The sequence below is a fragment of the Crystallibacter degradans genome (genome assembly GCF_012952295.1).
GTDB lineage: Bacteria > Actinomycetota > Actinomycetes > Actinomycetales > Micrococcaceae > Crystallibacter > Crystallibacter degradans.
In genome coordinates, this window is record NZ_JABBCH010000004.1 from 288,081 (window position 1) to 310,962 (window position 22,882).

Consider the following 22,882-nt stretch of genomic DNA (forward strand, 5'->3'; position numbering starts at 1 on the left):
GCATGACTTCAACAATTCGCGATTCATCCCCGCTCGCTCCCCAGTGGTTGAGCTATCCGGAAGACGCCAACCAACTGCAGCCCAAGATGTGGGCCCGCGACGTGGCCCGCGGTGCCAGCGGCGAGCTGGAGATCGACGGCGTTGGCGTCAGCGACCTCAAGGCCCGTTTCGGCTCGCCGCTCTTCGTCATGTCCGAGACCGACTTCCGTGCCCGCGCCCGGGACTTCAAGGACTCCTTCGACGCCGCTTTCGCCGATCTGTGCGGGGGAGTGGACGTCTACTACGCCGGAAAGTCCTTTCTCTGCATCGAGGTAGCGCGCTGGGTGGAGCAGGAAGGCCTTCGGCTGGATACCTGCTCCGGCGGGGAACTGGCCGTGGCTGCACGGGCAGGCATCCCCGGTGAGAAGCTTGGCCTGCACGGGAACAACAAGTCCGATGCGGAACTGAACCGTGCCCTGGACATGAAGCTGGGCCGGATCGTGGTGGACAGCCTGGATGAACTCCGGCGGCTGTCAACCCTTGCCGCCAGCCGGTCCGAGCAGGCCAATGTCATGCTGCGCCTGACGCCCGGTGTGCACGCCCACACGCATGAATTCATAGCCACCGCGCACGAGGACCAGAAGTTCGGTCTCTCCATGGCAGCAGCGGACACGGAGTCCGGTACAGCGAACGACGGCGGGGCGTCGCCTTCCGCAGGCAACTCACCGGCCGCACGGGCAGTCAACGAAGCCCTGGCATCCGAGTCCATCAATCTGCTGGGACTGCATTGCCACATCGGTTCCCAGATCTTCGAGCCTGAAGGTTTCGCCCTGGCGGCGGAGCGGCTGCTGACCTTCGTCGCCCAAATCCGTGACGAACACGGCGTCGAGCTCCCCGAACTGGATCTGGGCGGCGGCTACGGCATTGCCTACACCGAGGCCGATACGCCCCGCCCGCCGGCCGAACTCGCGGAGGCGATGGCTGCCGTCGTTAGTTCCACTTGCCGCAGGTTGGAGCTGAAGGTTCCGCGGATCTCGATCGAACCGGGGCGCGCCATCGTGGGGCCGAGCACGTTCACCTTGTACGAAACGGGAACGCTGAAGACCGTGAACGTGGACAGTGAGGAAGGACAGACCTATCCGCGGCGTTACATTTCCGTAGACGGCGGAATGAGCGACAACGCCCGCCCCGTACTGTACGACGCCGACTATTCGGCGGTATTGGCTTCCCGTGTGACGGATGAAGACCCGATTATTTCCCGCGTGGTTGGCAAACATTGCGAAAGCGGTGACATTGTAGTGCGGGACGTCTATCTGCCGGGCGACGTAGCCGCCGGGGACCTGCTGGCGGTGCCGGGCACTGGAGCGTACTGCTGGGCGCTGGCCAGCAACTACAACTATGTGGCGCGGCCGCCGGTAGTTGCGGTCCGTGACGGCCAGGCACGGCTGATTGTCCGCGGCGAAACAGAAGAGGATCTTCTGGCCCGCGACCCGGGCTGAGGCCCGATCGTCCGCTCCGGGGCGGCGGATTTTTTGGAAACAACAATGGCTTTGGGAGTTAGAACAGCAATGAACACGCTGAAAGTGGCACTCTTGGGATGCGGAAATGTCGGATCCCAGGTGGCCCGGATTCTCCTGGACGACGCCGCTGAACTGGCCTCGCGTTCGGGAGCCCGGCTGGAGCTTGCCGGAATTGCCGTCCGCAACGTCGACGCGCCGCGTGACGTTGACCTGCCCCGTGATCTCTTCACGGACGACGCCGAGACGCTGGTCAAGGACGCGGATATTGTCATAGAGCTCATGGGCGGCCTGGAGCCGGCTCGGTCGCTCATTCTGCGCTCCATCGAGCACGGGGCCTCGGTAGTCAGCGGCAACAAAGCGCTGCTCGCGGCCGACGGTCCCGCCCTGTACGAGAAGGCCTCCGCCGCGGGCGTCGAACTCTACTATGAGGCGGCCGTGGCGGGAGCCATTCCGATTCTGCGCCCCATCCAGGACAGCCTTTCCGGGGACAGGATCAAGCGGGTGCTGGGCATCGTCAACGGCACGACCAATTACATCCTTGACCAGATGGACACGACCGGGGCAGCCTTCGAGGACGCGCTGAAGGCCGCGCAGGTCCTCGGCTACGCAGAGGCGGATCCAACGGCCGACGTCGAGGGGCTGGATGCGGCGGCGAAGGGCACCTTGCTTGCCTCGCTGGCTTTCCACACGATGTTCCCGCTGGACGCGGTCAAGTGCGAGGGCATCACCGGCATCACCTCCGCAGACATCGACGCGGCCAAAGACACCGGCTTCGTCATCAAACTGCTGGCAATCGCCGAGAAGCAGCCGACCAAGGACGGCGGCGAAGGGGTGTCCGTGCGCGTGCATCCGACCCTGCTGCCGCGTACCCACCCGCTGGCCGCCGTCCACGGCGCCTTCAACGCCGTGTTCGTTGAGGCGGAGAACGCCGGCGAGCTGATGTTCTACGGCCAGGGTGCAGGCGGACGTCCTACGGCCTCGGCCGTGCTCGGCGACGTGGTCAGCGCCGCACGCCGCATGGTCAGCGGCGGCCGGGGACGTACCGAAACCACGGGCCAGCACCTGCCGGTCCTGGGCGAAGACAGCATCCTCACCAGCTACTACATCGGCATCGACGCGGCCGACCAGCCCGGCGTCCTGGCCAAGATTGCCCACGTCTTCGCAGACCATGGAGTGTCGATCGAAGTCATGCGCCAGACCATGCACACGGAAGACCTGGTCTCAATAGAGGACGGAACCGCATCTGCGGAACTGCGCATCATCACTCACCGCGGCACCGAGAAATCGCTGGCCGCAACGGTGGAAGCCATCAAGGATCTCGACATTGTTAATTCAGTTACTTCCGTACTGCGAGTAGAAGGAGTCTAAGTGGCCCACCAATGGCGCGGCGTTATCCGCGAGTACGCCGAACGTCTGCCCGTCACGGACCGGACCGAGATCATTACGCTCGGTGAAGGCGGAACGCCGCTGGTCCATGCCAAGGCCCTCTCCAAGCTGACCGGCTCCAGCGTGTACCTGAAGGTGGAGGGGATGAACCCCACCGGCTCCTTCAAGGACCGCGGGATGACCATGGCCATCACCGCCGCCGTGGAAGCCGGGGCCAAGGCCGTAGTATGCGCCTCAACGGGCAACACCTCGGCTTCCGCTGCCGCGTACGCCACCCAGGCAGGCCTGAAGTGCGCCGTGTTGGTGCCCGCCGGGAAGATCGCGATGGGCAAGATGAGCCAGGCCATCGCCCACGGCGCGGAGATCATCCAGATCAACGGCAACTTCGACAACTGCCTCGAAGTTGCCCGGAAGTTGTCGGAAGCGTACCCGGTTTTCCTGGTCAACTCCGTCAACCCTGCACGGATCCAGGGCCAGAAGACCGCTGCCTTCGAGACCGTCGACTTCCTGGGAGATGCCCCGGACATCCATGTGATGCCCGTGGGCAACGCCGGCAACATCACGGCCTACTGGAAGGGCTACCAGGAGTACGCCAAGCCCTACGAGTCCGAAACAACTGGAACCCTCGAAGCCGTCGCCACCAAGACACCTACGCTGTGGGGTTTCCAGGCTGCCGGTGCGGCACCGCTGGTGCTGGGACACCCGGTCACCGAGCCTGAAACCATCGCCACCGCCATCCGGATCGGCAACCCCGCATCTTGGGACACCGCCATTGCCGCCCGTGACGAATCGGGCGGCCTGATCGATTCGGTGACGGACGAGGAAATCCTCAAGGCGCACCGCTGGCTGTCCTCCAAGGAAGGCGTGTTCGTCGAGCCGGGTTCTGCAGCGGGCGTTGCCGGCGTCATCAAGAAACACGCTGCCGGAGAAGTCCCGGCGGGCAAGACCATTGTGATCACAGTGACCGGTCACGGCTTGAAGGATCCGCAGTGGGCCTTGCAGACCGAAGACGGCCACGAGGTTACGCCCGTCAAGGTGGATTTCGACGTCGTGAGCGTGGCTGCAGCCCTTGGTCTCGAATAACACCGCCGTGAGGACCGCAGAGCGTACCGCCGTGGTGCCCGGACAGCGCGTCAGCGTCCGGGTCCCGGCGACCAGCGCCAACCTCGGGCCCGGCTTCGACAGCCTCGGTCTGGCCGTGAGCCTGTATGACACGGTCAGTGTTGAAACCACCGACGACGGCGTTTTCCATGCCGAGATCTCCGGTGAAGGCGCCACCAACCTGCCTACGGATGAGAGCCACCTGATCATCCGCACCATCCAGGACACGCTGGGACGTGCGGGCTACCGGGCGGAGGGCTTGCGACTGCAGGCCGAGAACGTGATTCCGCACGGCAGGGGACTGGGATCCTCTGCGGCGGCCATCGTCTCCGCGGTGCTGTTGGCCAACTCGTTGCTGCCTGTGGCTGCGCGGCTCACTGCCCAGGAAGTCCTGCAGCTTTGTTCCGCCCAGGAAGGGCATCCCGACAACGTGGCGCCGGCGCTGGCGGGCAAGCTCGCCATCTCCTGGGAAACGGAGGGTTCTTTCTTCAGTACCGCCGTTGATGTCGTGACGGAGATTGTCCCGGTCGTCGCCATTCCCTCCTATGAGTTGTCGACCGAAATGGCCCGGAACCTGCTGCCTGTCTCGGTACCGCACCATATCGCAGCGGCCAATGCCGGACGGGCGGCACTGCTGGTGCAGGCACTGACGCGTGACCCGGAACTGCTGCTCGCGGCAACGGTGGATGAGCTGCACCAGAGCCACCGGGCGCCTGCCATGGCGCCGAGCGCTGACCTGCTGCAATCGCTTCGCGCGTCCGGTTTCGCCGCTGTTGTCTCGGGCGCCGGGCCGACCGTGATGACGCTGGCCGCAGGGCACGCGCAGGCGGCTGAGGTCGAGCAGCATATCGCCGCCACGTTGGAGTCCTCGCAAATGCCGGACGGCTGGCGTGTCCTAAAACTGACGGTTGACACAGATGGTGCTAAAGTGGAAGTGCACCGCCGGAAATAACCGGCTTGGTAATCTGTCGAAAGTCCCACGTGGACATACAACATCCGGCAGCGAACCAAAGATCGGTGCAACCTTCCAGGATCCGTCACGGAATTACTGAGTGCTGTAAATGCGCGTAAGAGTGCGGGCAGCATATCCCTAAGACCATGGTGAACGAGATCCATTCAAGGTTTTCTCATGTCACTCGGCGTTGCCTGGTCTCATACTTGGGCAACCCCGACCCGGCCTTGTTTCTTATGCATCGGCCGGGACGCAAACAACGCGGTCCACTTCACATGCGGACCGCCCGACGAGGGGGAAGGATCCTTCGTGACTGAAACCACTGACCTGGCTGCAGGTGTGGATACATCATCAGACTCTGCTGCGCCGAAGAGCGCAGGACTTGCCGGACTTAAGCTTGCCCAGCTGCAGGCCTTGGCCGGCCAGCTCGGCATCACCGGCGGTTCCAGGATGCGCAAGAGCGACCTGGTGGCGGCTATTTCGGACCACCAGCGTGGTTCCGCAGTAGCTGACCGTCCTGCCAAGAAGACCACCGGCCGTGCAAGTGCCAAAGAAGCCGCTCCCGCCGCCGAGGAGCCCACGGCCCCTGCAGCGCCTGCTGCCGATACCGCTGACAAAGCGGACGCGAAAGACAGCGGTGACCTGAACAAGGCTGCCGAACGCGTCAGCCGGACCCGCAACCGCAACCGTCGCGCGACCAGCGACGGCAGCGTGGCGCCGGAAGCGGCGCAGGCACCCGCTGCAGCCGAAACGGCAACGGACGGCGAGGTTGCCGGTTCCAAGGCTGCAGAGGCACAGCGCGTCGACGCGCAGCCGGCCGATGTGCAGCCCGCCGAGGCGAAGCCGGAGTCCGAAGGCGGCCGCGAGGGCCGCCGTAGCCGTGGCCGTAACCGCCGTGAGGACCAGCCGGAGCAGCAGGCCGAAAAGCCCGCTGAGAAGCCAGAGCCGTCCGAAGCTCCTGCTGAGGGTGCGAAGGAAGGCCAGACCGACCGCGGCGAGCGCGGCGACCGTAACGATCGTGGCGACCGTAACGACCGGCGTGAACGCAGCCGGACACGCGGCCGCGACAACGAGTCCGCCGGCAGCGACAACCGAAGCGACAGCCGGAGTGACAACCGCAGCGACGACGGCGACGACGGCGGCCGCGGACGCAACCGCCGCAACCGGAACCGCCGCGACCGCGACACGGACACCAGCAACCGGTACCGTGACCGCAACGAACGCCGCCGCGGACGCGGCCAGAACCCGGACGTGGACGATACCGAGGTTACCGACGATGACGTGCTGCTGCCCGTGGCCGGCATCCTCGACGTGCTCGAGAACTACGCGTTCGTGCGCACCTCCGGCTACCTGCCCGGCCCGAACGATGTCTACGTCTCGCTGGCACAGGTCAAGAAGTACAACCTGCGCAAGGGCGACGCCGTTGTTGGTGCCATCCGCGCCCCGCGGGACGGCGAAAACGCCAACCAGAACAGCCGCCAGAAGTTCAACGCCTTGGTGCGTCTGACCTCCGTCAACGGCAAGCCCGCCGAAGATAACAAGGACCGGGTGGACTTCACCAAGCTGGTTCCGCTCTACCCCTCGGAGCGTCTGCGCCTGGAAACGGAGCCGAAGAAGATCGGCCCCCGCGTTATCGACCTGGTGGCACCTATCGGCAAGGGCCAGCGCGGTCTCATCGTGTCGCCGCCGAAGGCCGGTAAGACGCTGATTCTGCAGTCCATCGCCAACGCCATCACCATCAACAATCCCGAGGTCCACCTCATGATGGTTCTGGTTGACGAGCGTCCGGAAGAAGTCACCGACATGCAGCGCACGGTTAAGGGCGAGGTCATTGCCTCCACCTTCGACCGTCCCGCCGACGACCACACCACCGTTGCCGAACTCGCGATCGAGCGCGCCAAGCGCCTGGTGGAAATGGGAATGGATGTCGTCGTTCTGCTCGACTCGATGACCCGTCTGGGACGCGCCTACAACCTGGCTGCTCCTGCCTCCGGACGTATTCTCTCCGGTGGCGTGGATTCCTCTGCGCTGTACCCGCCGAAGCGCTTCTTCGGTGCTGCCCGCAACATCGAAAACGGCGGTTCTTTGACCATCCTGGCAACCGCATTGGTGGAAACCGGTTCCAAGATGGACGAAGTCATTTTCGAAGAGTTCAAGGGCACGGGCAACATGGAACTACGACTGTCCCGTAATCTGGCGGACAAGCGGATCTTCCCTGCCGTGGACGTCAACGCTTCCGGTACCCGTCGGGAAGAGAACTTGCTCTCCTCGGAGGAAGTCAAGATCATGTGGAAGCTGCGCCGGGTCCTTTCCGGACTCGATACGCAGCAGGCGCTTGAGCTCTTGACCAACAAGATCCGGGACACTCAGTCCAATGTCGAGTTCCTGATGCAGGTACAGAAGACGACGCTGGGCGCGAAGTCCGACAACGACAAGTAGCTGCCCTAACCGCTCATGATTTCGCCGGTCCCGCAATGCGGGTCCGGTGAAATCTGGGCGGTTCGCTGTTTAAGCGGCCGGTTGGTGTCTTATCTAGACTTATTGAAGAAGTCGAAAGAGGTTTGAGAAATGTTTGAGTCCGTACAGGGATTGCTCGCAGAGCATGCAGAGCTGCAAAAGCGGCTGAGCGATCCGGCCGTATACGCGGACCAGGGACTGGCTCGCAAGCTGGGCCGCCGGTCGGCGCAGCTGAACGGTATTGTCGAGGCATACAACCGCTGGAGCCAACTGGAGGGCGACCTGGGCGCGGCACGGGAAATGGCTGCCGAGGACCCCGAGTTTGCTGCCGAAATCCCTGCGCTTGAAGCTGATCTCGAGACGGCCCAGGCAAGACTGCGCCGGTTGTTGATCCCGCGGGATCCGGACGACGCACGCAATGTCATCATCGAAGTCAAGGGCGGTGAAGGTGGCGACGAAGCCGCCTTGTTCGCCGGTGATCTGCTGCGTATGTACACCCGGTATGCGGAGCAACGCGGCTGGAAGACCGAAATCATCTCCGCCACCGAGTCCGATCTGGGCGGCTACAAGGACGTTTCCATGGCGATCAAGGGTTCATCGAACGATCCCGCTGAAGGCGTCTGGGCCAGGATGAAGTTCGAAGGCGGCGTGCACCGTGTCCAGCGTGTTCCGGTCACCGAATCCCAGGGCCGTATCCACACCTCCGCCGCCGGCGTCCTGGTTCTGCCGGAAGTGGATGAGCCGGAAGAAGTCGACATCAGCCAGAACGACTTGAAGATCGATGTCTACCGCTCCTCCGGGCCAGGTGGGCAGTCTGTCAACACCACGGATTCCGCCGTCCGCATCACGCACATTCCCACCGGGATCGTGGTCGCGATGCAGAACGAAAAGTCCCAGCTGCAGAACCGTGAAGCGGGCATGCGAGTGCTGCGTGCCCGTCTGTTGGCTCACCAGCAGGAGCAGATCGACGCAGCCAATTCAGAGACCCGTAAGTCGCAGATCCGGACCATGGACCGCTCTGAACGGATCCGCACGTACAATTTTCCGGAAAACCGCATAGCGGACCATCGCACCGGCTACAAGGCCTACAACCTGGATGCGGTCATGAACGGGGAACTGGAGCCCGTCATCCAGTCGGCCATCGAGGCCGACGAGCAGGCGCGGCTTGAGGCAGTCGGCGAGGATCATTAGGCACCAGTGACCGGAGAAACGCTTGCCGAGGCTCTCGCCGAGGCAACTCAGATATTGGCGCGGGCGGGGGTGCCCAGTCCGCGCGTGGATGCCGAGCTTCTGGCGGCTCATCTCATGGCTGAGTCCTTAGGCCGGATAAGATCGCTGGCCCTGACTGGTGCAACGGTCCCGCCGGAGTTCGGCGAACTCGTGGCGGAACGGGCCCGTCGGGTTCCGCTCCAGCACATTACGGGCAAGGCGTACTTCCGCCACCTCGAACTGCAGGTTGGACCCGGAGTCTTTATCCCGCGGCCGGAAACGGAGACCGTTGCCCAGTACGCCATTGACCGCGCTGTGAAAATCCCGCGCGCAAAGGTCGTTGATCTTGGTACCGGGTCGGGCGCCATTGCGGCGTCCATTGCCCAGGAAGTTCCCGGAGCGGAAGTCATCGCCGTGGAACTGAGTGATCTGGCCCATGCCTGGGCAGCACGCAACCTGGAACCGTGGGGCGTGACCCTGGTCCAGGAAGACCTACGTACCGCGCTTACCGAACACGATGGAACCTTCGACGTCGTTGTTTCCAATCCTCCGTATATTCCCGCCGAAGCCGTGCCGCGGGACCCGGAAGTGGCGGAACATGACCCGCAAATTGCTCTGTATGGAGGCGGCGCCGACGGTCTCCAGTTGCCAGCGGCCACGGCCAGCACCGCCGCACGGCTGTTGAAATCCGGCGGTTACTTCATCATGGAACATGCGGAAGTCCAGGCTGAAGCTGTGTCGCACCTGCTGCATAGTGCCGGGTGCTGGGACGATGTTGCCACAGTCTACGATTTGACCGGACGCGAACGGGCCACCGCCGCCGTCCGGCGGTAGCGCTGCCCCGAAATGAAAGAATGATCCTGTGACCACCACATTCAACTGCAAGGACGACGTCGAACGTAGTGAAGGCCTTGCCGCCGCGCAGACGGCAATCGCGTCAAAACAGTGCATTGTCATGCCTACGGACACGGTGTATGGCATCGCTGCGGACGCGTTCTCGCCACAGGCGGTTGCCACGCTGTTGGCAGCCAAGGGCCGTGGCCGCACCATGCCCCCTCCGGTCCTCATTCCCCGTCCGCAGACCATGGACGGGCTGGCTGTGGACATCGCCGAGGAGGCCAGACGCCTTGCGGACGAATTCTGGCCCGGCGGACTGACTCTGATCTTCCATGCCCAGCCGTCGCTGACCTGGGATCTGGGCGACACCAAGGGCACCGTGGCCCTGCGGATGCCGGATGACCGTCTGGCGCTGGACCTGCTCGCGGTGACAGGCCCGCTGGCGGTTTCGTCCGCGAATCGCACCGGCCAGCCGGCATCCCGGACAGCCGTCGAAGCCCACGTGCAGCTTGCTGAATCGGTGGAGGTCTACCTGGAAGACGGACTGCGCGGTGATACCGAAGACAGCCAGTCCCTGCCGTCGACTATTGTCGACTGCACTTCACAGCCCTTCCGTGTGGTCCGTGACGGAGCCATACCCATTGACCGGTTGCGGGAAATCGTGCCGGACATCCTCGGCATTGGGGAGGAACCGGCTGGGCTAACGCCGGACCCTGCAGCGGAGACGCCAGGGGAGAGCAGCCAGCTATGAGCATTGGACGTGGCCCCGCATCCGGTAAGACTGCCAGCAGCGACAAGGCCCTCTGGCTCTGGTCGCAGTTCCTGCTGGATTCATCCGCCTGGATTGTTTCGATCGTCCTGGCCGTCTTCCTGCGGTACGAGATGGTACTGGATCCATCGAAGATCCCAGGCATCATCGTCCTCTGCGCCATTGCGATCGCCGCGCAGTTCGCAGTGGGTTCAGCCTTCGCGCTGTATAAGGGGCGGTACAGCTTTGGCAGCTTCCACGAGGCAAAGCTGCTTGTGATCGTGACGGTGGCGGTTTCGGCCATCACCACGGTCGCCCTGCTGTTCTTTGGTATCTCCATGGGTATCGCACGTGGTACAGGCATCATCGCCTTCCCGTTCGCCTGCCTTTTCATGGCCGCTATCCGCTACCTGAAGCGGATGTACGTTGAGAGCAAGGCCAAACCCGGCGAAGAGGCCGCCAGGACCCTGATCTACGGCGCCGGTTTTGTGGGTAAGTCCATCGTCAGCCGCATGTGCAACGACCCGCAGTCGCCTTGGCTGCCTGTCGGCCTGATTGACGATGACCCGGCGAAGAAGCACCTGCGGATTGCCAGTGTTCCGGTGCTCGGCCGGATGGAGGACCTGCCGGACATCGTGGCCCGGACAAACGCCACGGTCCTGTTGATCGCCATAGCGGACATCGATGCCAAGCAAGTCCGCCGGATCTCGGACGCAGTCGCGGGCCTGAACATCAAGGTTCTGGTTGTCCCGCCGCTGAAGGACATGTTGACCGGCGGGTCCGAATTTTCCTTCCGCGAGGTGGCAATCGAGGATCTGATTGGACGGCAGCCCGTCGACATCCACGTTGATGAGATCGCCCATTACGTCAAGGGAAAGCGCGTGCTGATCACCGGGGCCGGCGGCTCCATAGGATCGGAACTGTGCCGGCAGATCAACGAATTCGAGCCGCGTGAATTGATCATGTTGGACCGGGACGAAACCGGGCTGCAGTCCACCCAGATATCGATTACCGGCCAAGGATTGCTGAACGGCAAAGACACGGTTTTGGCCGACATCCGTGACGCAGGTGCCCTGGAGGAGATCTTCCTGGATCGGAAGCCCGAGGTGGTCTTCCACGCAGCGGCGCTCAAACACGTTTCCCTGCTGGAGCAGTATCCCGAGGAAGCCTGGAAGACGAATATCCTGGGCACCTTGAACGTTCTCCAAGCCGCCCGGCTGGCCGATGTCCAGACGTTCGTCAATATTTCCACTGACAAGGCGGCTAATCCGACAACGGTGCTTGGACATTCCAAGCGGGTTGCGGAGAAGATCACGGCGTGGCTCGCGCAGCAAACCGGATTGAAGTACGTTTCGGTCCGTTTCGGAAATGTCCTGGGTAGCCGCGGTTCCGTGCTGCCGCTGTTCAACCAGCAGATCCGCAATGGGGGACCGGTGACGGTGACAGATGCGGACGCAACCCGTTTCTTTATGACGATTCCGGAAGCGTGCCAGTTGGTCATTCAGGCTGGAGCCATCGGACGCGGGGGAGAGGTCCTGATTCTCGACATGGGCGAACCAGTACGGATCCTCGACGTTGCCCAGCGCATGATCGCGATGTCCGGCAAAGAGATTGACATCGTCTTCACCGGTCTGCGTCCAGGTGAAAAGCTGCACGAAGAACTGATCGGTATCGGTGAAGACGATTCGCGTCCGCTGCACCCGAAGATTTCGCATGCTTCCATTGACGCCCTGGATCCGCACCAGATGAGTCTTGAGGAGTGGAAAAACCGGCAGCACCTGCCACTGGCCAGTAACGAGCCGGAGTCGGCCAAATGACCGGAGCGCTTTCAGCCGCTGTTGCCCTCGTCCTCAGCCTGTCACTGCCTTTGGTTCTGAAGCCACTGCTGCTCAAGCTGGGCGTGCTGGACATACCGAACGAGAGATCGTCCCACACAAAAGTAGTTGTCCGCGGCATGGGCATCACTGTGGCAGCCGGCGTCCTTGGCGGGCTGCTCACGGCAGTGCTGACCGCGGCCGCTGCCGATGGTGTGGCAATCATTGCTACTGTGGCCGGCGTTTGCGCAGCCGCCTCTGTGCTGGGCTGGCTGGAGGACTTCCGCGGTGTGGCCATCTCCGTACGCTTCCTGCTGCAGTTGGGAATTGGTGCCGCCGGCACTGCCATCATCGTGGTCCTGACCGATACCTCCTGGTTATGGATTCCGGTCGGCGCGCTGGCCATTGCCGGCTACATCAATGTTGCGAACTTCATGGATGGGGTCAACGGCATATCGGGCCTGCATGGGCTGGTCGTGGGACTGTTGTTTTCAGTGGCCGGAATGATGTCATCGCTTGACTGGCTGACGGTCTCGGGGCTTGTGGTTGCCGTCGCATTCGCGGCTTTTCTGCCCTGGAACCTCTCCGGCAACAACTTCCTTGGCGACGTGGGCAGTTATTTGCTGGGCGCTTCGCTGGCCGTCCTGGGGGCGGCGGGTTTTCTCAGCGGAGTCCAGCCGGAGTATTTGCTTGGGCCCGTGACCATCTATCTTGCCGATACGATGACCACCTTGCTGCGCCGGATCAGTGCGGGGGAGCGGTGGTACGCGGCGCACCGTCAGCACGTCTACCAACGGCTGACGGACGTTGGGCTCAGCCATGTGCAGTCGGCCCTGCTGGTCGCGGTTTGCTCGCTGCTGACCGGGTTGTGCGGACTCGTGGCTGCCGCCAGCAACGTACCGGGCAAGGCATCTGCACTGCTGGTTTGCGCCGCCGTCGTACTCTTCTATCTGCGCTCCCCACGCATCTTCGGCCGTCGCGCAGCCGACGCCGCGACCGGATAGCCTCAGAAACAGGACATGCATTCACAGGCTGACTTCTATCTCGTGTAGAATTCTTTGCGGCCGGTCTACCGGTCATCATCCCGCCTGTGCACCCGATCGGACAGCTATGAGCACACATCATTCCAACGGCAACAGTGCCGCTGGCAGTGCCGTACCTGTCTCCGGTCCAACGGCTACTCCATGGCTGAAGATCCTGAAAACCTCTTCCCTCGGTGCCGCCGCAGCCACTCTTCTGGTGGTAGTACTGGCATTCATCGTGGCGGGGGGTGTGGGTGCCCTTAGCGCTGTGCTGGGTTCGGCACTGGTGGTATTCTTCTTCGCCATCAGCCTATTGATCGGGCACGTCGTCGGGCGAAGAAATCCCTCCGGTGCGATAGGTGCGTTTATCGCCACCTATGTGCTCAAGGTTGTTGGTTTCGGCGCTGCGCTCTTTATCATCGGTACGCCGGACTGGCTGGAAACGACCTGGTTCTTCATTGCTGCCGTCGTCAGTGTTGTGGTGTGGCAGGTTGCGGAAGTGTTCGCATTCTCCCGCGTTCGATACCAGATTTACGACGACCCGGAAGACGGCGACAGCTCTACAGCCGGGAAGGAATCTCGTTAATGCCTGGCAAGAGTCCCCGCAATTCAGATCCCGGCAGCAGCAACTCTGGCTACCAGGGCGGCAACACGGTCTTGACCTATATAGTTGGCGGGATCATAGCCTGGGGTTTGATAGGCTGGGGGCTGGACTATCTGTTGAATACCCGGTGGCTGTTCATCGCCGGTGCCGTTCTAGGCGCTGGCGGCGGATATTATCTGGCCCGAAAACACAACCTCACCCGCAGCGCTAAGCGCCGCCATGGGGACGGTCAAGGGAACAACATCTAAATGTCAGAAAACTTCATATGGTGGCGTGCCGAGACGGCAATCCACCCTGAAACGCCCAATGATGGACACTGCAGAGAGGAAACGCGTTGATCGCGCTTGCGCTTCCGGCGGCCGCTAATGAAGGTGGCTTCGTCCCACCGACCCTCGAAGATATGCACCTTCCGGAGATTCTCCCTTGGGCTGCCGAGTACGGAACAGGTTTCGGCAAGCAGATGCTGCTGGTCCTGCTCTCTGTTGCACTGATTGCCTGGTTCTTCCTGGCCGCGTCACGCCGCGGTCAGCTGGTGCCAGGCAAGCTTCAGCACCTGGGCGAAATGAGCTACAACTTCGTCCGCAACTCCGTGGGCAAGGACATCATCGGTGAACGGGACTACCGGCCGTATGTTCCGCTGCTGTTCTCCCTATTCTTCTTTATCCTGGTAAACAACCTTTTCGGTTCTGTTCCGCTGCTCCAGATCCCGACGCCGTCGCATGTCGGCACTGCTTACGCTTTGGCCGGGATCGTTTACATCACCTGGATCGTCCTGGGCCTGAAGAAGCACGGCATCGGATACTTCAAACTTGCTGTTGTGCCCGCAGGGGTCCCGAAGGCAATCCTGCCGCTGATCGTCATCATTGAGATCATCTCGACCTTCCTGGTTCGGCCCGTCACCCACAGCCTCCGTCTTTTCGCCACCATGCTGGCCGGACACCTGATCATCATGCTGTCGGCCGCGGGCTCCGAATTCCTGATCATGGACGCCGACTTCTGGTTCAAGCCCCTTGGCGTTCTGACGATCGCCGGCGGTGTCGGCATGTACATGTTCGAAATCCTGATCCAGGTCCTGCAGGCGTATGTCTTCGTCCTGCTGACCGCGATCTACATCCAAGGCTCCCTGGCCGAGGAACACTAAATTTCCCCGCTGGGGAAGCACCTGAACCAAACAACCTGCCCAATGGGCATCTTGAAAGGAAAATAATGGAAGGCAATATCAACCTCGTAGGTTACGGTCTCTCCGCAATCGGCGGTGCCATCGGTGTGGGCCTCGTTTTCGCCGCTTACATCAATGGTGTCGCACGTCAGCCGGAGGCACAGCGTGTGCTGCAGCCGATCGCCTTCTTGGGTCTGGCGCTGACTGAAGCTCTGGCCATCCTCGGTCTGGTTTTCGCGTTCGTTCTCTAGTAGGCACGCTTACTTTTCAAACCGAGTAGATAGGACGGGTGAGATATGAAACAGGCAGTTATCCTCGCCGCCGAAGAGGGCGTCAACCCTCTAGTCCCTAACATCTGGGAAATCGCGGTAACACTGCTTGGCTTCGCCGTACTTATGTACATCGTCACGAAGTTCGTCGTTCCGGCGTTCGAGAAGACGTATGCAGAGCGCGCCGAAGCTATTGAAGGCGGCATTGCCAAGGCGGAGGCCGCCCAGGCCGAGGCCAGCGCCGCTTTGGATGAATACAAGCAGCAGCTGCTGGATGCACGCACCGAAGCCAACCGCATCCGTGAGGATGCGCGCGCCGAAGGTGCCCAGATTCTTGCAGAGCTGAAGGACAAGGCCGCCGCTGAAGCCAACCGCATCAGCGAGCAGGCGCAGGTGCAGATTGCAGCCGAGCGCCAGGCAGCCGTTACTTCGCTGCGCAGCGAAGTCGGCGTGCTGGCCACCGAACTGGCCGGCAAGATTGTCGGGGAATCTCTCAACGATGACGCGCGTTCCGCACGTGTTGTTGACCGCTTCCTGGCCGATCTTGAAGCTTCGGCTCCGGCATCCCAGAATGCAGGTGCTTCGAACTAATGGCAGGTGTATCGAGCGAGTCACTGAAAGCGGCACAGCAGGAGCTGGAAGCAAAGCTTCCCACCGCTCCGCTGTCCCTGGCAGAGGAACTCTTTGCAATTCTGGGTCTGCTGGACAGCAATGCCGGACTGCGTCGGAGCCTCACGGACCCGGCACGCAGCGGCGAGGACAAGGCGCAGCTGGTTTCCCAGTTGGTCGGCGGCAAGGTCTCGGCTGATGCCCGGGCCGTAGCCGAAGGCCTGGCAGCATCCCGCTGGGGCTCTGCACGTGACATTGGTGACGCTCTGGAAACCCTCGCGGCTACCACTGCTATCGCTGTTGCGGAGAGCAAGGGCGCTGGAGTTGACGGACTCGAAGGTCTGGAGAACGACCTGTTCCATTTCATCCGGCTCGTCGAGGCAGATCACGATCTGCAGCGCGCGCTGGTTGAACCGCAGGCATCGGCCGAGGCTAAATCGGCTCTGGCTCTGAAGCTGGTTCCGAACGTCGGACCCGAGGCGCAGGTCTTGATCCGCCAGGCAGTTACTGCCCCGCGCGGACTCAAGCCGACCGCTTTGGTCCGGCGCTTTGTGGAACTGGTTGCCCAGCGCCAGCAGCGTTGGATCGCCAACGTCAGCGTTTCCCGTCCGCTGACCCAGGAGCAGATCTCACGTCTGCAGGCAGGGCTCAATGGGTTGTACGGCCGCGAGCTGAAGATCAATGTCAACGTTGACCCATCACTAGTTGGCGGAGTCCGCGTGCAGGTAGGCGACGAAGTGGTTGATTCCTCGGTCGTCACCCGCCTGTCCGAACTTCGTCGGAAGCTCGCGGCCTAGCACTCGTCCCTTCGGGGAACGAAGAGCTGGAGCCGGAAGCCTCAATACAGACTGATATACACACCGGTCGTCGCCCACGCGATGATCACAACATAGGAGAGCAGGGACTGCAGATGGCCGAATTGACCATCAACGCCGACGACGTCCGTAATGCGTTGAACGAGTTCGCGGCGTCCTACGAACCGGGCAGCGCCGAGCGCGTTGAAGTTGGCCGCGTAACAACCGCCAGTGATGGCATTGCCCGTGTTGAGGGTCTTCCCTCGGTAATGGCCAACGAACTGTTGCGTTTCGAGAACGGCATTCTGGGCCTGGCCCAGAACCTCGACACCCGCGAAATCGGCGTCGTCATCCTCGGTGACTTCACCGGCATCGTCGAAGGCATGGAAGTTCACCGCACCGGTGAAGTTCTGTCCGTTCCCGTGGGAGATAACTTCCTCGGCCGCGTTGTCGATCCGCTGGGCGAGCCCCTGGACGACATGGGCCCCATCGAATCCGAAGGCCGCCGCGCTTTGGAACTGCAGGCACCGGGCGTGACCCAGCGCAAGTCGGTCCACGAGCCCATGCAGACCGGCATGAAGGCCATCGATTCCATGATCCCGATCGGCCGTGGCCAGCGTCAGCTGATCATCGGCGACCGTCAGACCGGCAAGTCGGCGATCGCGATCGACACGATCATCAACCAGAAAGCGAACTGGGAGTCCGGCGACGTCAACAAGCAGGTCCGCTGCATCTACGTCGCGATCGGCCAGAAGGCCTCCACCATCGCTGCAGTCCGCAAGTCGCTGGAGGAGAAGGGCGCGATGGAGTACACCACCATCGTGGCGTCTCCGGCTTCCGACCCGGCCGGCTTCAAGTACCTGGCGCCCTATGCCGGTTCGGCCATCGGACAGCACTGGATGTACGGCGGCAAGCACGTTCTGATCGTGTTTGATGACCTCTCCAAGCAGGCTGAAGCCTACCGTGCCGTGTCGCTGCTGCTGCGTCGTCCGCCGGGACGTGAAGCCTACCCGGGTGACGTTTTCTACCTGCACTCGCGTCTGCTGGAGCGTTGTGCGAAGCTCTCCGACGAGCTGGGTGCGGGCTCGATGACCGGCCTACCGCTCATCGAAACCAAGGCCAATGACGTTTCGGCATATATCCCGACTAACGTCATCTCGATCACCGACGGACAGATCTTCCTGCAGTCCGATCTCTTCAACGCCAACCAGCGTCCTGCTGTCGACGTGGGTATCTCCGTTTCCCGCGTGGGTGGTTCGGCACAGGTCAAGGCCATGAAGAAGGTCTCCGGTACCTTGAAGCTGGAACTGGCGCAGTACCGTGACATGCAGGCGTTCGCGATGTTCGCGTCCGACCTCGATGCTGCTACCAAGCAGCAGCTCAACCGTGGTGCGCGACTGACCGAACTGCTCAAGCAGGGACAGTACTCGCCGTTCCCGGTCGAAGACCAGGTTGTCTCCATCTGGGCCGGTACGAACGGTCACCTGGATGAGGTTCCGATCGAGGACATCAACCGTTTCGAAACCGAGTTCCTTCAGCATCTGCGTCACCGCTCGTCGGTCCTGACCACGATCGCGCAGACCAACCTGCTTGAGGACTCCACGGTCCAGGAACTTGATCAGCAGATCACGGAATTCAAGAAGGGCTTCTTCGGAGAAGGCGACAACCAGCTTGTCGGTGCAGGCCGAGAAGAGTATGACGCCCTGGCCGAGGAAGCCGTGGATCAGGAAAAGATCGTCCGGCAGAAGCGCTAATTCATTTTCGTTGATTGAGCGGGGTCGAAATCCTGACGCCGTCATGCATAGGACTCGACTTCGCTCAATCAGCGAGGATTAGGAAAGGAAAAGTATGGGAGCCCAGATTCGGGTCTACCGCCAGAAGATTGCTTCGACCACGTCGATGCAGAAGATCTTCAAGGCGATGGAGCTGATCGCTGCCTCGCGCATTGGAAAGGCCCGCACCCGTGTGGCTGCGTCACTGCCCTACGCTAATGCGATCACCCGTGCCGTTTCTGCTGTGTCGTCACAGTCGGAAATCGAACACCCGCTGACCACCGAGCCGGAGCAGATCCGGCGCGCGGCCGTCGTGGTAATGACCTCCGACCGCGGTCTGGCAGGAGCGTACTCTGCTTCGATTCTGAAGCAGGCACAGTCGCTGACCGAATTGCTGCGGGCAGACGGCAAGGAAGTGCGCCACTACCTTGTTGGCCGCAAGGCGCAGGCTTACTTTGATTTCCGCAGTCTTCCGTACGAGCAGGTGTGGACCGGCGGCACGGATGCGCCGGCCTTTGAGGTTGCCCGCGAGATCGGCGACGCCGTACTCGCTGACTTCAACACTGCTTATGAAGAGGGCGGTGTCGACGAGATCCACGTTGTCTACACGCGCTTCAAGTCCATGGTGACCCAGGAGCCGACGGTTATTCGTCTGCTGCCCCTGGAAGTCGTGGAGGAGGAGGCTGTATCGGAGTCGGATCTGCTGCCGTTGTACGAGTACGAGCCGGAACCTGAGCAGGTACTGGACGCGTTGCTGCCGCGCTACATTGAGTCGCGTATCTTTGCAGCCATGCTGCAGTCCGCCGCCAGTGAACTTGCCGCCCGCCAGCGGGCCATGAAGTCTGCGGGCGACAACGCTTCGGACCTCATCAAGAAGTACACAAGGCTCCGGAACAACGCACGTCAGGCCGAAATCACGCAGGAACTGACCGAGATTGTCGGCGGTGCGGACGCGCTAAGCGCGTCCTGACCTTCGGCGTCGAAGGCGCCTCAGGCCAAAGTAAACTTTAACCCACGCCATCTAACTGAATGAAGTGAGAGAGATGACTGCCCAAACTATCGAGCACGGAACCGGTTCCGTCGGCTCGGGCGCCACTGGCCGTATTGCCCGTGTGATCGGCCCGGTTGTCGACGTCGAGTTCCCGGCTGACGCCATCCCCGGCATCTACAACGCACTGACCGCTGAGATCACGCTCAACGGCGACACCCACACCATCACCTTCGAGACCTCGCAGCACCTTGGCGACAACCTCGTTCGTGCTATCTCCCTGCAGGCCACCGACGGTCTCGTCCGCGGCACCACCGTCACGGACACTGGTTCGCCCATTACCGTGCCTGTTGGTGATGGCGTCAAGGGTCACATCTTCAACGTGCTGGGCGAACCGCTCGACGTTGAAGCTTCCGAGCTGGAGATCAACGAGCGCTGGCCGATCCACCGCAAGGCTCCCAACTTTGCCGATCTGGAAAGCTCCACGGAGATCCTCGAGACCGGCATCAAGGTCATCGACCTCCTCACCCCGTACATCAAGGGTGGAAAGATCGGCCTGTTCGGCGGTGCCGGTGTCGGCAAGACCGTGCTGATCCAGGAAATGATCACCCGTGTTGCCCGTAACTTCGGCGGTACCTCGGTATTCGCCGGTGTCGGCGAGCGTACCCGTGAAGGTAACGACCTCTGGGTCGAAATGGAAGAAGCCGGCGTTCTGAAGGACACGGCCCTTGTTTTCGGCCAGATGGACGAGCCGCCGGGAACGCGTCTGCGCGTGGCACTGTCGGCTCTGACCATGGCGGAATACTTCCGCGATGTGCAGAACCAGGACGTGCTGCTCTTCATCGACAACATCTTCCGTTTCACCCAGGCAGGTTCCGAGGTCTCCACGCTGCTGGGCCGTATGCCCTCCGCCGTTGGTTACCAGCCGAACCTTGCTGACGAAATGGGCCTGTTGCAGGAACGCATTACGTCGACCAAGGGCCACTCGATCACCTCGATGCAGGCGATCTACGTCCCGGCCGATGACTACACCGACCCGGCTCCGGCAACCACATTCGCGCACCTGGATGCGACCACGGAACTTTCCCGTGAAATCGCTTCCCGTGGCCTGTACCCCGCTGTGGATCCGCTGACCTCCACGTCGCGAATCCTCGACCCGCAGTACATCGGGCAGGCGCATTACGACGTCGCCGTCCGCGTGAAGCAGATCCTGCAGAAGAACAAGGAACTGCAGGACATCATCGCCATCCTCGGCATTGATGAACTGGGCGAAGAGGACAAGATCGTTGTGGCGCGTGCTCGCCGCATCCAGCAGTTCCTGTCGCAGAACACCTACACCGCCAAGCAGTTCACCGGCGTGGAGGGTTCCACTGTTTCGATCAAGGACACCGTTGAAGGCTTCAAGGCCATCTGCGACGGCGATCTGGACCACATTGCGGAGCAGGCGTTCTTCAACATCGGTGGCCTGGACGACGTAGAGCGCCAGTGGGCCAAGATCCAGGAACAGAGCAAGTAAGCCAATGGCTAACGAAGCGGCTGAACTGGAAGTAGAGATTGTGGCGGCGGACCATTTTGTGTGGTCCGGTGCGGCAACTTTGGTCAAGGCTCGTACCGCAGAAGGCGAGATCGGAATCCTGCCCGGCCACTCGCCGGTGCTGGCTATTCTGGCTCCCGGCGAGCTGGGGATCAACCCCGTCAACGGCGAGCGGATCAACGTGACCGTGGACGGCGGATTCTTCTCCGTCGACAGTAACCGCGTGGTCATCGTGGCGGATAACGCCACGGTCAATGACCTGGCCACGGCTTAGGTACAGCTAGCGGCGCCAGTGGAAGAAGTCGGTTACACGTTCGCTATTCTGGCGGCACTGTTCCTGCTGCTGCTACTGACGCTGCTTGCCTTCGGGGTGCGCCGCTATCAACTGCGGCGCGCCCTTGGCACTTTTGACGCCTCCATCTGCATGCTGCCTGGCAGCTGGCAGATGGGGGTTTGTCGTTATGCGGACAAACACCTGGAATGGTTGCGGCTCTTTTCCCTGAGTCCCAGGCCGCGCCACAGATTCCGGCGCAGCGCCTTGGAGCTGCAGGGGTGGCGCCAACCTACGGAGGCCGAGCGGGCGAAAATACAGCCCGGGGCCATCGTGGTGATGCTTCGCCATGACAAGCAGGAACTGCTGCTCGCCATGAGCTTCGATGTTTACGCGGGTCTGTCTTCCTGGTTGGAGGCCGGTCCGGTGATAGGGATCGGTACCTGGCGATGAAAATGCTTTCGCGGCGCGGCTCCTCACCGGAGCCGCGCCGCTGTTCTTTAGGGAACGCTCATTAGGATGGGGACTATGGAAGATGTGATCGTCGTCAACGGACCCAGCACCCTGTCGGGGCGTGTTGAGGTGGCCGGGGCGAAGAACAGTGTCTTGAAACTGATGGCCGCCGTGCTGCTGGCCGAGGGAAAGTCCACGATCACCAACGTGCCGAATATCCAGGACGTGTGGATCATGGCGGAGCTGCTGCGAAGGCTTGGCTGCACCGTTGATTACGACGTCGATGCGTCATGCGTGCACATTGACGTTCCTGCCGAGCCGGCCCATCAGGCCGACTATGACCTGGTCCGGGCAATGCGGGCGTCGATATCGGTGTTGGGACCGCTGGTCGCCCGCTGCCACCAGGCAGAGGTAGCGCTGCCCGGTGGAGATGCCATTGGCTCCCGCGGCCTGGACATGCACCGCAGCGGTCTGGAGCTGATGGGGGCGGAAATAGTCATTGCGCATGGCTATCTTGTCGCGCGTGCACCCAGCGGCCTGCATGCGGCCCACCATCGGCTCTCGTTTCCGTCCGTAGGGGCAACGGAGAATCTGATGATGGCGGCCACCTTGGCGCACGGCGTCACGACCATCGACAACGCGGCACGCGAACCGGAGGTCTGCGACATAGCCGAGTTGCTGGTGGCCATGGGAGCGCAGATCGAAGGGATCGGCTCGCCGACCTTGGTGATAACCGGCGTCGAACGTTTGCATCCGGTCACGCACCGGACGGTTCCGGACCGGATCGTAGCGGGCACGTGGGCGTTTGCCGCTGCCATGAGCGGCGGGTGCGTGGACGTCTGCAATGCGGTTCCGGAACATCTGTCTGTGGTGCTGGACAAGCTGGCCCAGGCCGGTTGCACAATCACCACCCGGGCGGACGGATTCATCGTCGAAGGCAGCGGCCGTCCCGCCCCGATCAACGTCTCCACGCTGCCGTATCCGGGATTCCCCACGGACCTCCAACCGTTCGTCGTAGCACTGAACGCGGTAGCGGATGGCAACGGCATGGTGACCGAAAACGTTTTTGAGGCGCGCTGGGGCTTTACCTCTGAGCTGGCCCGGCTCGGTGCCGTGGTCCGGCTGGATGGGCATCATGCCTTGATCAGGGGAGTGCCGCAGCTATCCGGAGCGCCGGTAGTAGCAAATGACATCCGCGCCGGCGCTGCCCTGGTGATTGCCGGACTGGTAGCCGACGGCGTGACCGAGGTCCGGGGCGTAGACCATATAGACCGTGGCTATGAGCGTTTCGACGAGAAGCTGCGTACCTTGGGGGCTGCCGTCGCCCGGCAGGGGAGCGAACCGGAGCCCGGAGCACTGGCCGGCAGGTTGGCTTGACGTCAGAGATCCCCGGATTCCTCCGGG

The 22,882-nt window shown here is 62.2% G+C and carries 22 protein-coding genes; all 22 read left to right on the forward strand.

Features of this window, described 5'->3' with window-relative positions; genetic code table 11:
- Positions 1-2: 2 nt before the first annotated feature.
- The 22 genes from lysA (at position 3) to murA (ending at position 22,855) form a co-directional block, all read left to right on the forward strand.
- Complete coding sequence (gene lysA, locus HGO92_RS09940) at positions 3-1,478, forward strand: diaminopimelate decarboxylase (RefSeq protein ID WP_169994287.1); 1,476 nt, start codon at positions 3-5, stop codon at positions 1,476-1,478.
- Positions 1,479-1,547: 69 nt separating this feature from the next.
- Positions 1,548-2,867, forward strand: a complete 1,320-nt coding sequence (locus HGO92_RS09945) for a homoserine dehydrogenase (RefSeq protein WP_169994289.1) — start codon at positions 1,548-1,550, stop codon at positions 2,865-2,867.
- Positions 2,868-3,968, forward strand: a complete 1,101-nt coding sequence (thrC, locus tag HGO92_RS09950) for a threonine synthase (protein WP_169994291.1) — start codon at positions 2,868-2,870, stop codon at positions 3,966-3,968. It abuts the gene before it with no gap.
- 7 nt (positions 3,969-3,975) lie between these two features.
- Positions 3,976-4,938, forward strand: a complete 963-nt coding sequence (gene thrB, locus HGO92_RS09955; RefSeq protein WP_169994293.1) for a homoserine kinase — start codon at positions 3,976-3,978, stop codon at positions 4,936-4,938.
- 309 nt (positions 4,939-5,247) lie between these two features.
- Entirely contained in the window at positions 5,248-7,377 is a 2,130-nt protein-coding gene (gene rho, locus HGO92_RS09960; RefSeq protein ID WP_169994295.1) for a transcription termination factor Rho, read from the forward strand.
- Between the two features lie 129 nt (positions 7,378-7,506).
- Positions 7,507-8,586, forward strand: a complete 1,080-nt coding sequence (gene prfA / locus HGO92_RS09965) for a peptide chain release factor 1 (RefSeq protein WP_169994297.1) — start codon at positions 7,507-7,509, stop codon at positions 8,584-8,586.
- 6 nt (positions 8,587-8,592) lie between these two features.
- On the forward strand, positions 8,593-9,438 hold the full coding sequence (gene prmC / locus HGO92_RS09970) for a peptide chain release factor N(5)-glutamine methyltransferase (RefSeq protein WP_169994299.1): 846 nt from the start codon (positions 8,593-8,595) through the stop codon (positions 9,436-9,438).
- Positions 9,439-9,466: 28 nt separating this feature from the next.
- On the forward strand, positions 9,467-10,192 hold the full coding sequence (locus HGO92_RS09975) for an L-threonylcarbamoyladenylate synthase (protein WP_169994301.1): 726 nt from the start codon (positions 9,467-9,469) through the stop codon (positions 10,190-10,192).
- Positions 10,189-12,006: a polysaccharide biosynthesis protein gene (locus HGO92_RS09980; protein ID WP_169994303.1), complete on the forward strand. Its 1,818-nt coding sequence runs from the start codon at positions 10,189-10,191 to the stop codon at positions 12,004-12,006. The genes HGO92_RS09975 and HGO92_RS09980 overlap by 4 nt, the downstream gene beginning before the upstream one ends.
- Positions 12,003-13,007 carry an MraY family glycosyltransferase gene (locus HGO92_RS09985; RefSeq protein ID WP_169994305.1) on the forward strand — a complete coding sequence of 335 codons (1,005 nt, stop codon included), beginning with the start codon at positions 12,003-12,005 and terminating at the stop codon, positions 13,005-13,007. Before HGO92_RS09980 ends, HGO92_RS09985 begins: the two co-directional genes overlap by 4 nt.
- A 106-nt stretch (positions 13,008-13,113) precedes the next feature.
- On the forward strand, positions 13,114-13,611 hold the full coding sequence (locus HGO92_RS09990; RefSeq protein ID WP_169994307.1) for a Cg1360 family ATP-synthase-associated protein: 498 nt from the start codon (positions 13,114-13,116) through the stop codon (positions 13,609-13,611).
- The gene (locus HGO92_RS09995; protein WP_169994309.1) at positions 13,611-13,877 is read left to right on the forward strand and encodes an AtpZ/AtpI family protein; all 267 of its coding nucleotides are present in this window, start codon (positions 13,611-13,613) and stop codon (positions 13,875-13,877) included. The genes HGO92_RS09990 and HGO92_RS09995 overlap by 1 nt, the downstream gene beginning before the upstream one ends.
- An 86-nt stretch (positions 13,878-13,963) precedes the next feature.
- The gene (gene atpB, locus HGO92_RS10000; protein WP_169994311.1) at positions 13,964-14,770 is read left to right on the forward strand and encodes a F0F1 ATP synthase subunit A; all 807 of its coding nucleotides are present in this window, start codon (positions 13,964-13,966) and stop codon (positions 14,768-14,770) included.
- Between the two features lie 65 nt (positions 14,771-14,835).
- Positions 14,836-15,039, forward strand: a complete 204-nt coding sequence (gene atpE, locus HGO92_RS10005; protein ID WP_074701684.1) for an ATP synthase F0 subunit C — start codon at positions 14,836-14,838, stop codon at positions 15,037-15,039.
- A 45-nt stretch (positions 15,040-15,084) separates the two neighbouring features.
- Positions 15,085-15,648, forward strand: coding sequence for a F0F1 ATP synthase subunit B (locus tag HGO92_RS10010; protein ID WP_074701685.1), 564 nt, complete (start codon positions 15,085-15,087; stop codon positions 15,646-15,648).
- Positions 15,648-16,463 carry a F0F1 ATP synthase subunit delta gene (locus tag HGO92_RS10015; RefSeq protein WP_169994313.1) on the forward strand — a complete coding sequence of 272 codons (816 nt, stop codon included), beginning with the start codon at positions 15,648-15,650 and terminating at the stop codon, positions 16,461-16,463. The genes HGO92_RS10010 and HGO92_RS10015 overlap by 1 nt, the downstream gene beginning before the upstream one ends.
- Before the next feature lie 113 nt (positions 16,464-16,576).
- Positions 16,577-18,214: a F0F1 ATP synthase subunit alpha gene (gene atpA, locus HGO92_RS10020; RefSeq protein ID WP_169994314.1), complete on the forward strand. Its 1,638-nt coding sequence runs from the start codon at positions 16,577-16,579 to the stop codon at positions 18,212-18,214.
- Positions 18,215-18,308: 94 nt separating this feature from the next.
- A complete protein-coding gene (locus HGO92_RS10025; protein WP_169994316.1) occupies positions 18,309-19,202 on the forward strand; it encodes a F0F1 ATP synthase subunit gamma in 894 nt (297 codons plus the stop codon).
- Positions 19,203-19,275: 73 nt separating this feature from the next.
- A complete protein-coding gene (gene atpD / locus HGO92_RS10030) occupies positions 19,276-20,736 on the forward strand; it encodes a F0F1 ATP synthase subunit beta (protein WP_169994318.1) in 1,461 nt (486 codons plus the stop codon).
- Positions 20,737-20,740: 4 nt separating this feature from the next.
- Entirely contained in the window at positions 20,741-21,028 is a 288-nt protein-coding gene (locus HGO92_RS10035; RefSeq protein WP_074701693.1) for a F0F1 ATP synthase subunit epsilon, read from the forward strand.
- Positions 21,029-21,046: 18 nt separating this feature from the next.
- A complete protein-coding gene (locus tag HGO92_RS10040) occupies positions 21,047-21,478 on the forward strand; it encodes a DUF2550 domain-containing protein (protein WP_169994320.1) in 432 nt (143 codons plus the stop codon).
- A gap of 75 nt (positions 21,479-21,553) precedes the next feature.
- Complete coding sequence (gene murA, locus HGO92_RS10045) at positions 21,554-22,855, forward strand: UDP-N-acetylglucosamine 1-carboxyvinyltransferase (RefSeq protein WP_169994322.1); 1,302 nt, start codon at positions 21,554-21,556, stop codon at positions 22,853-22,855.
- The last annotated feature ends 27 nt before the right edge of the window (positions 22,856-22,882 follow it).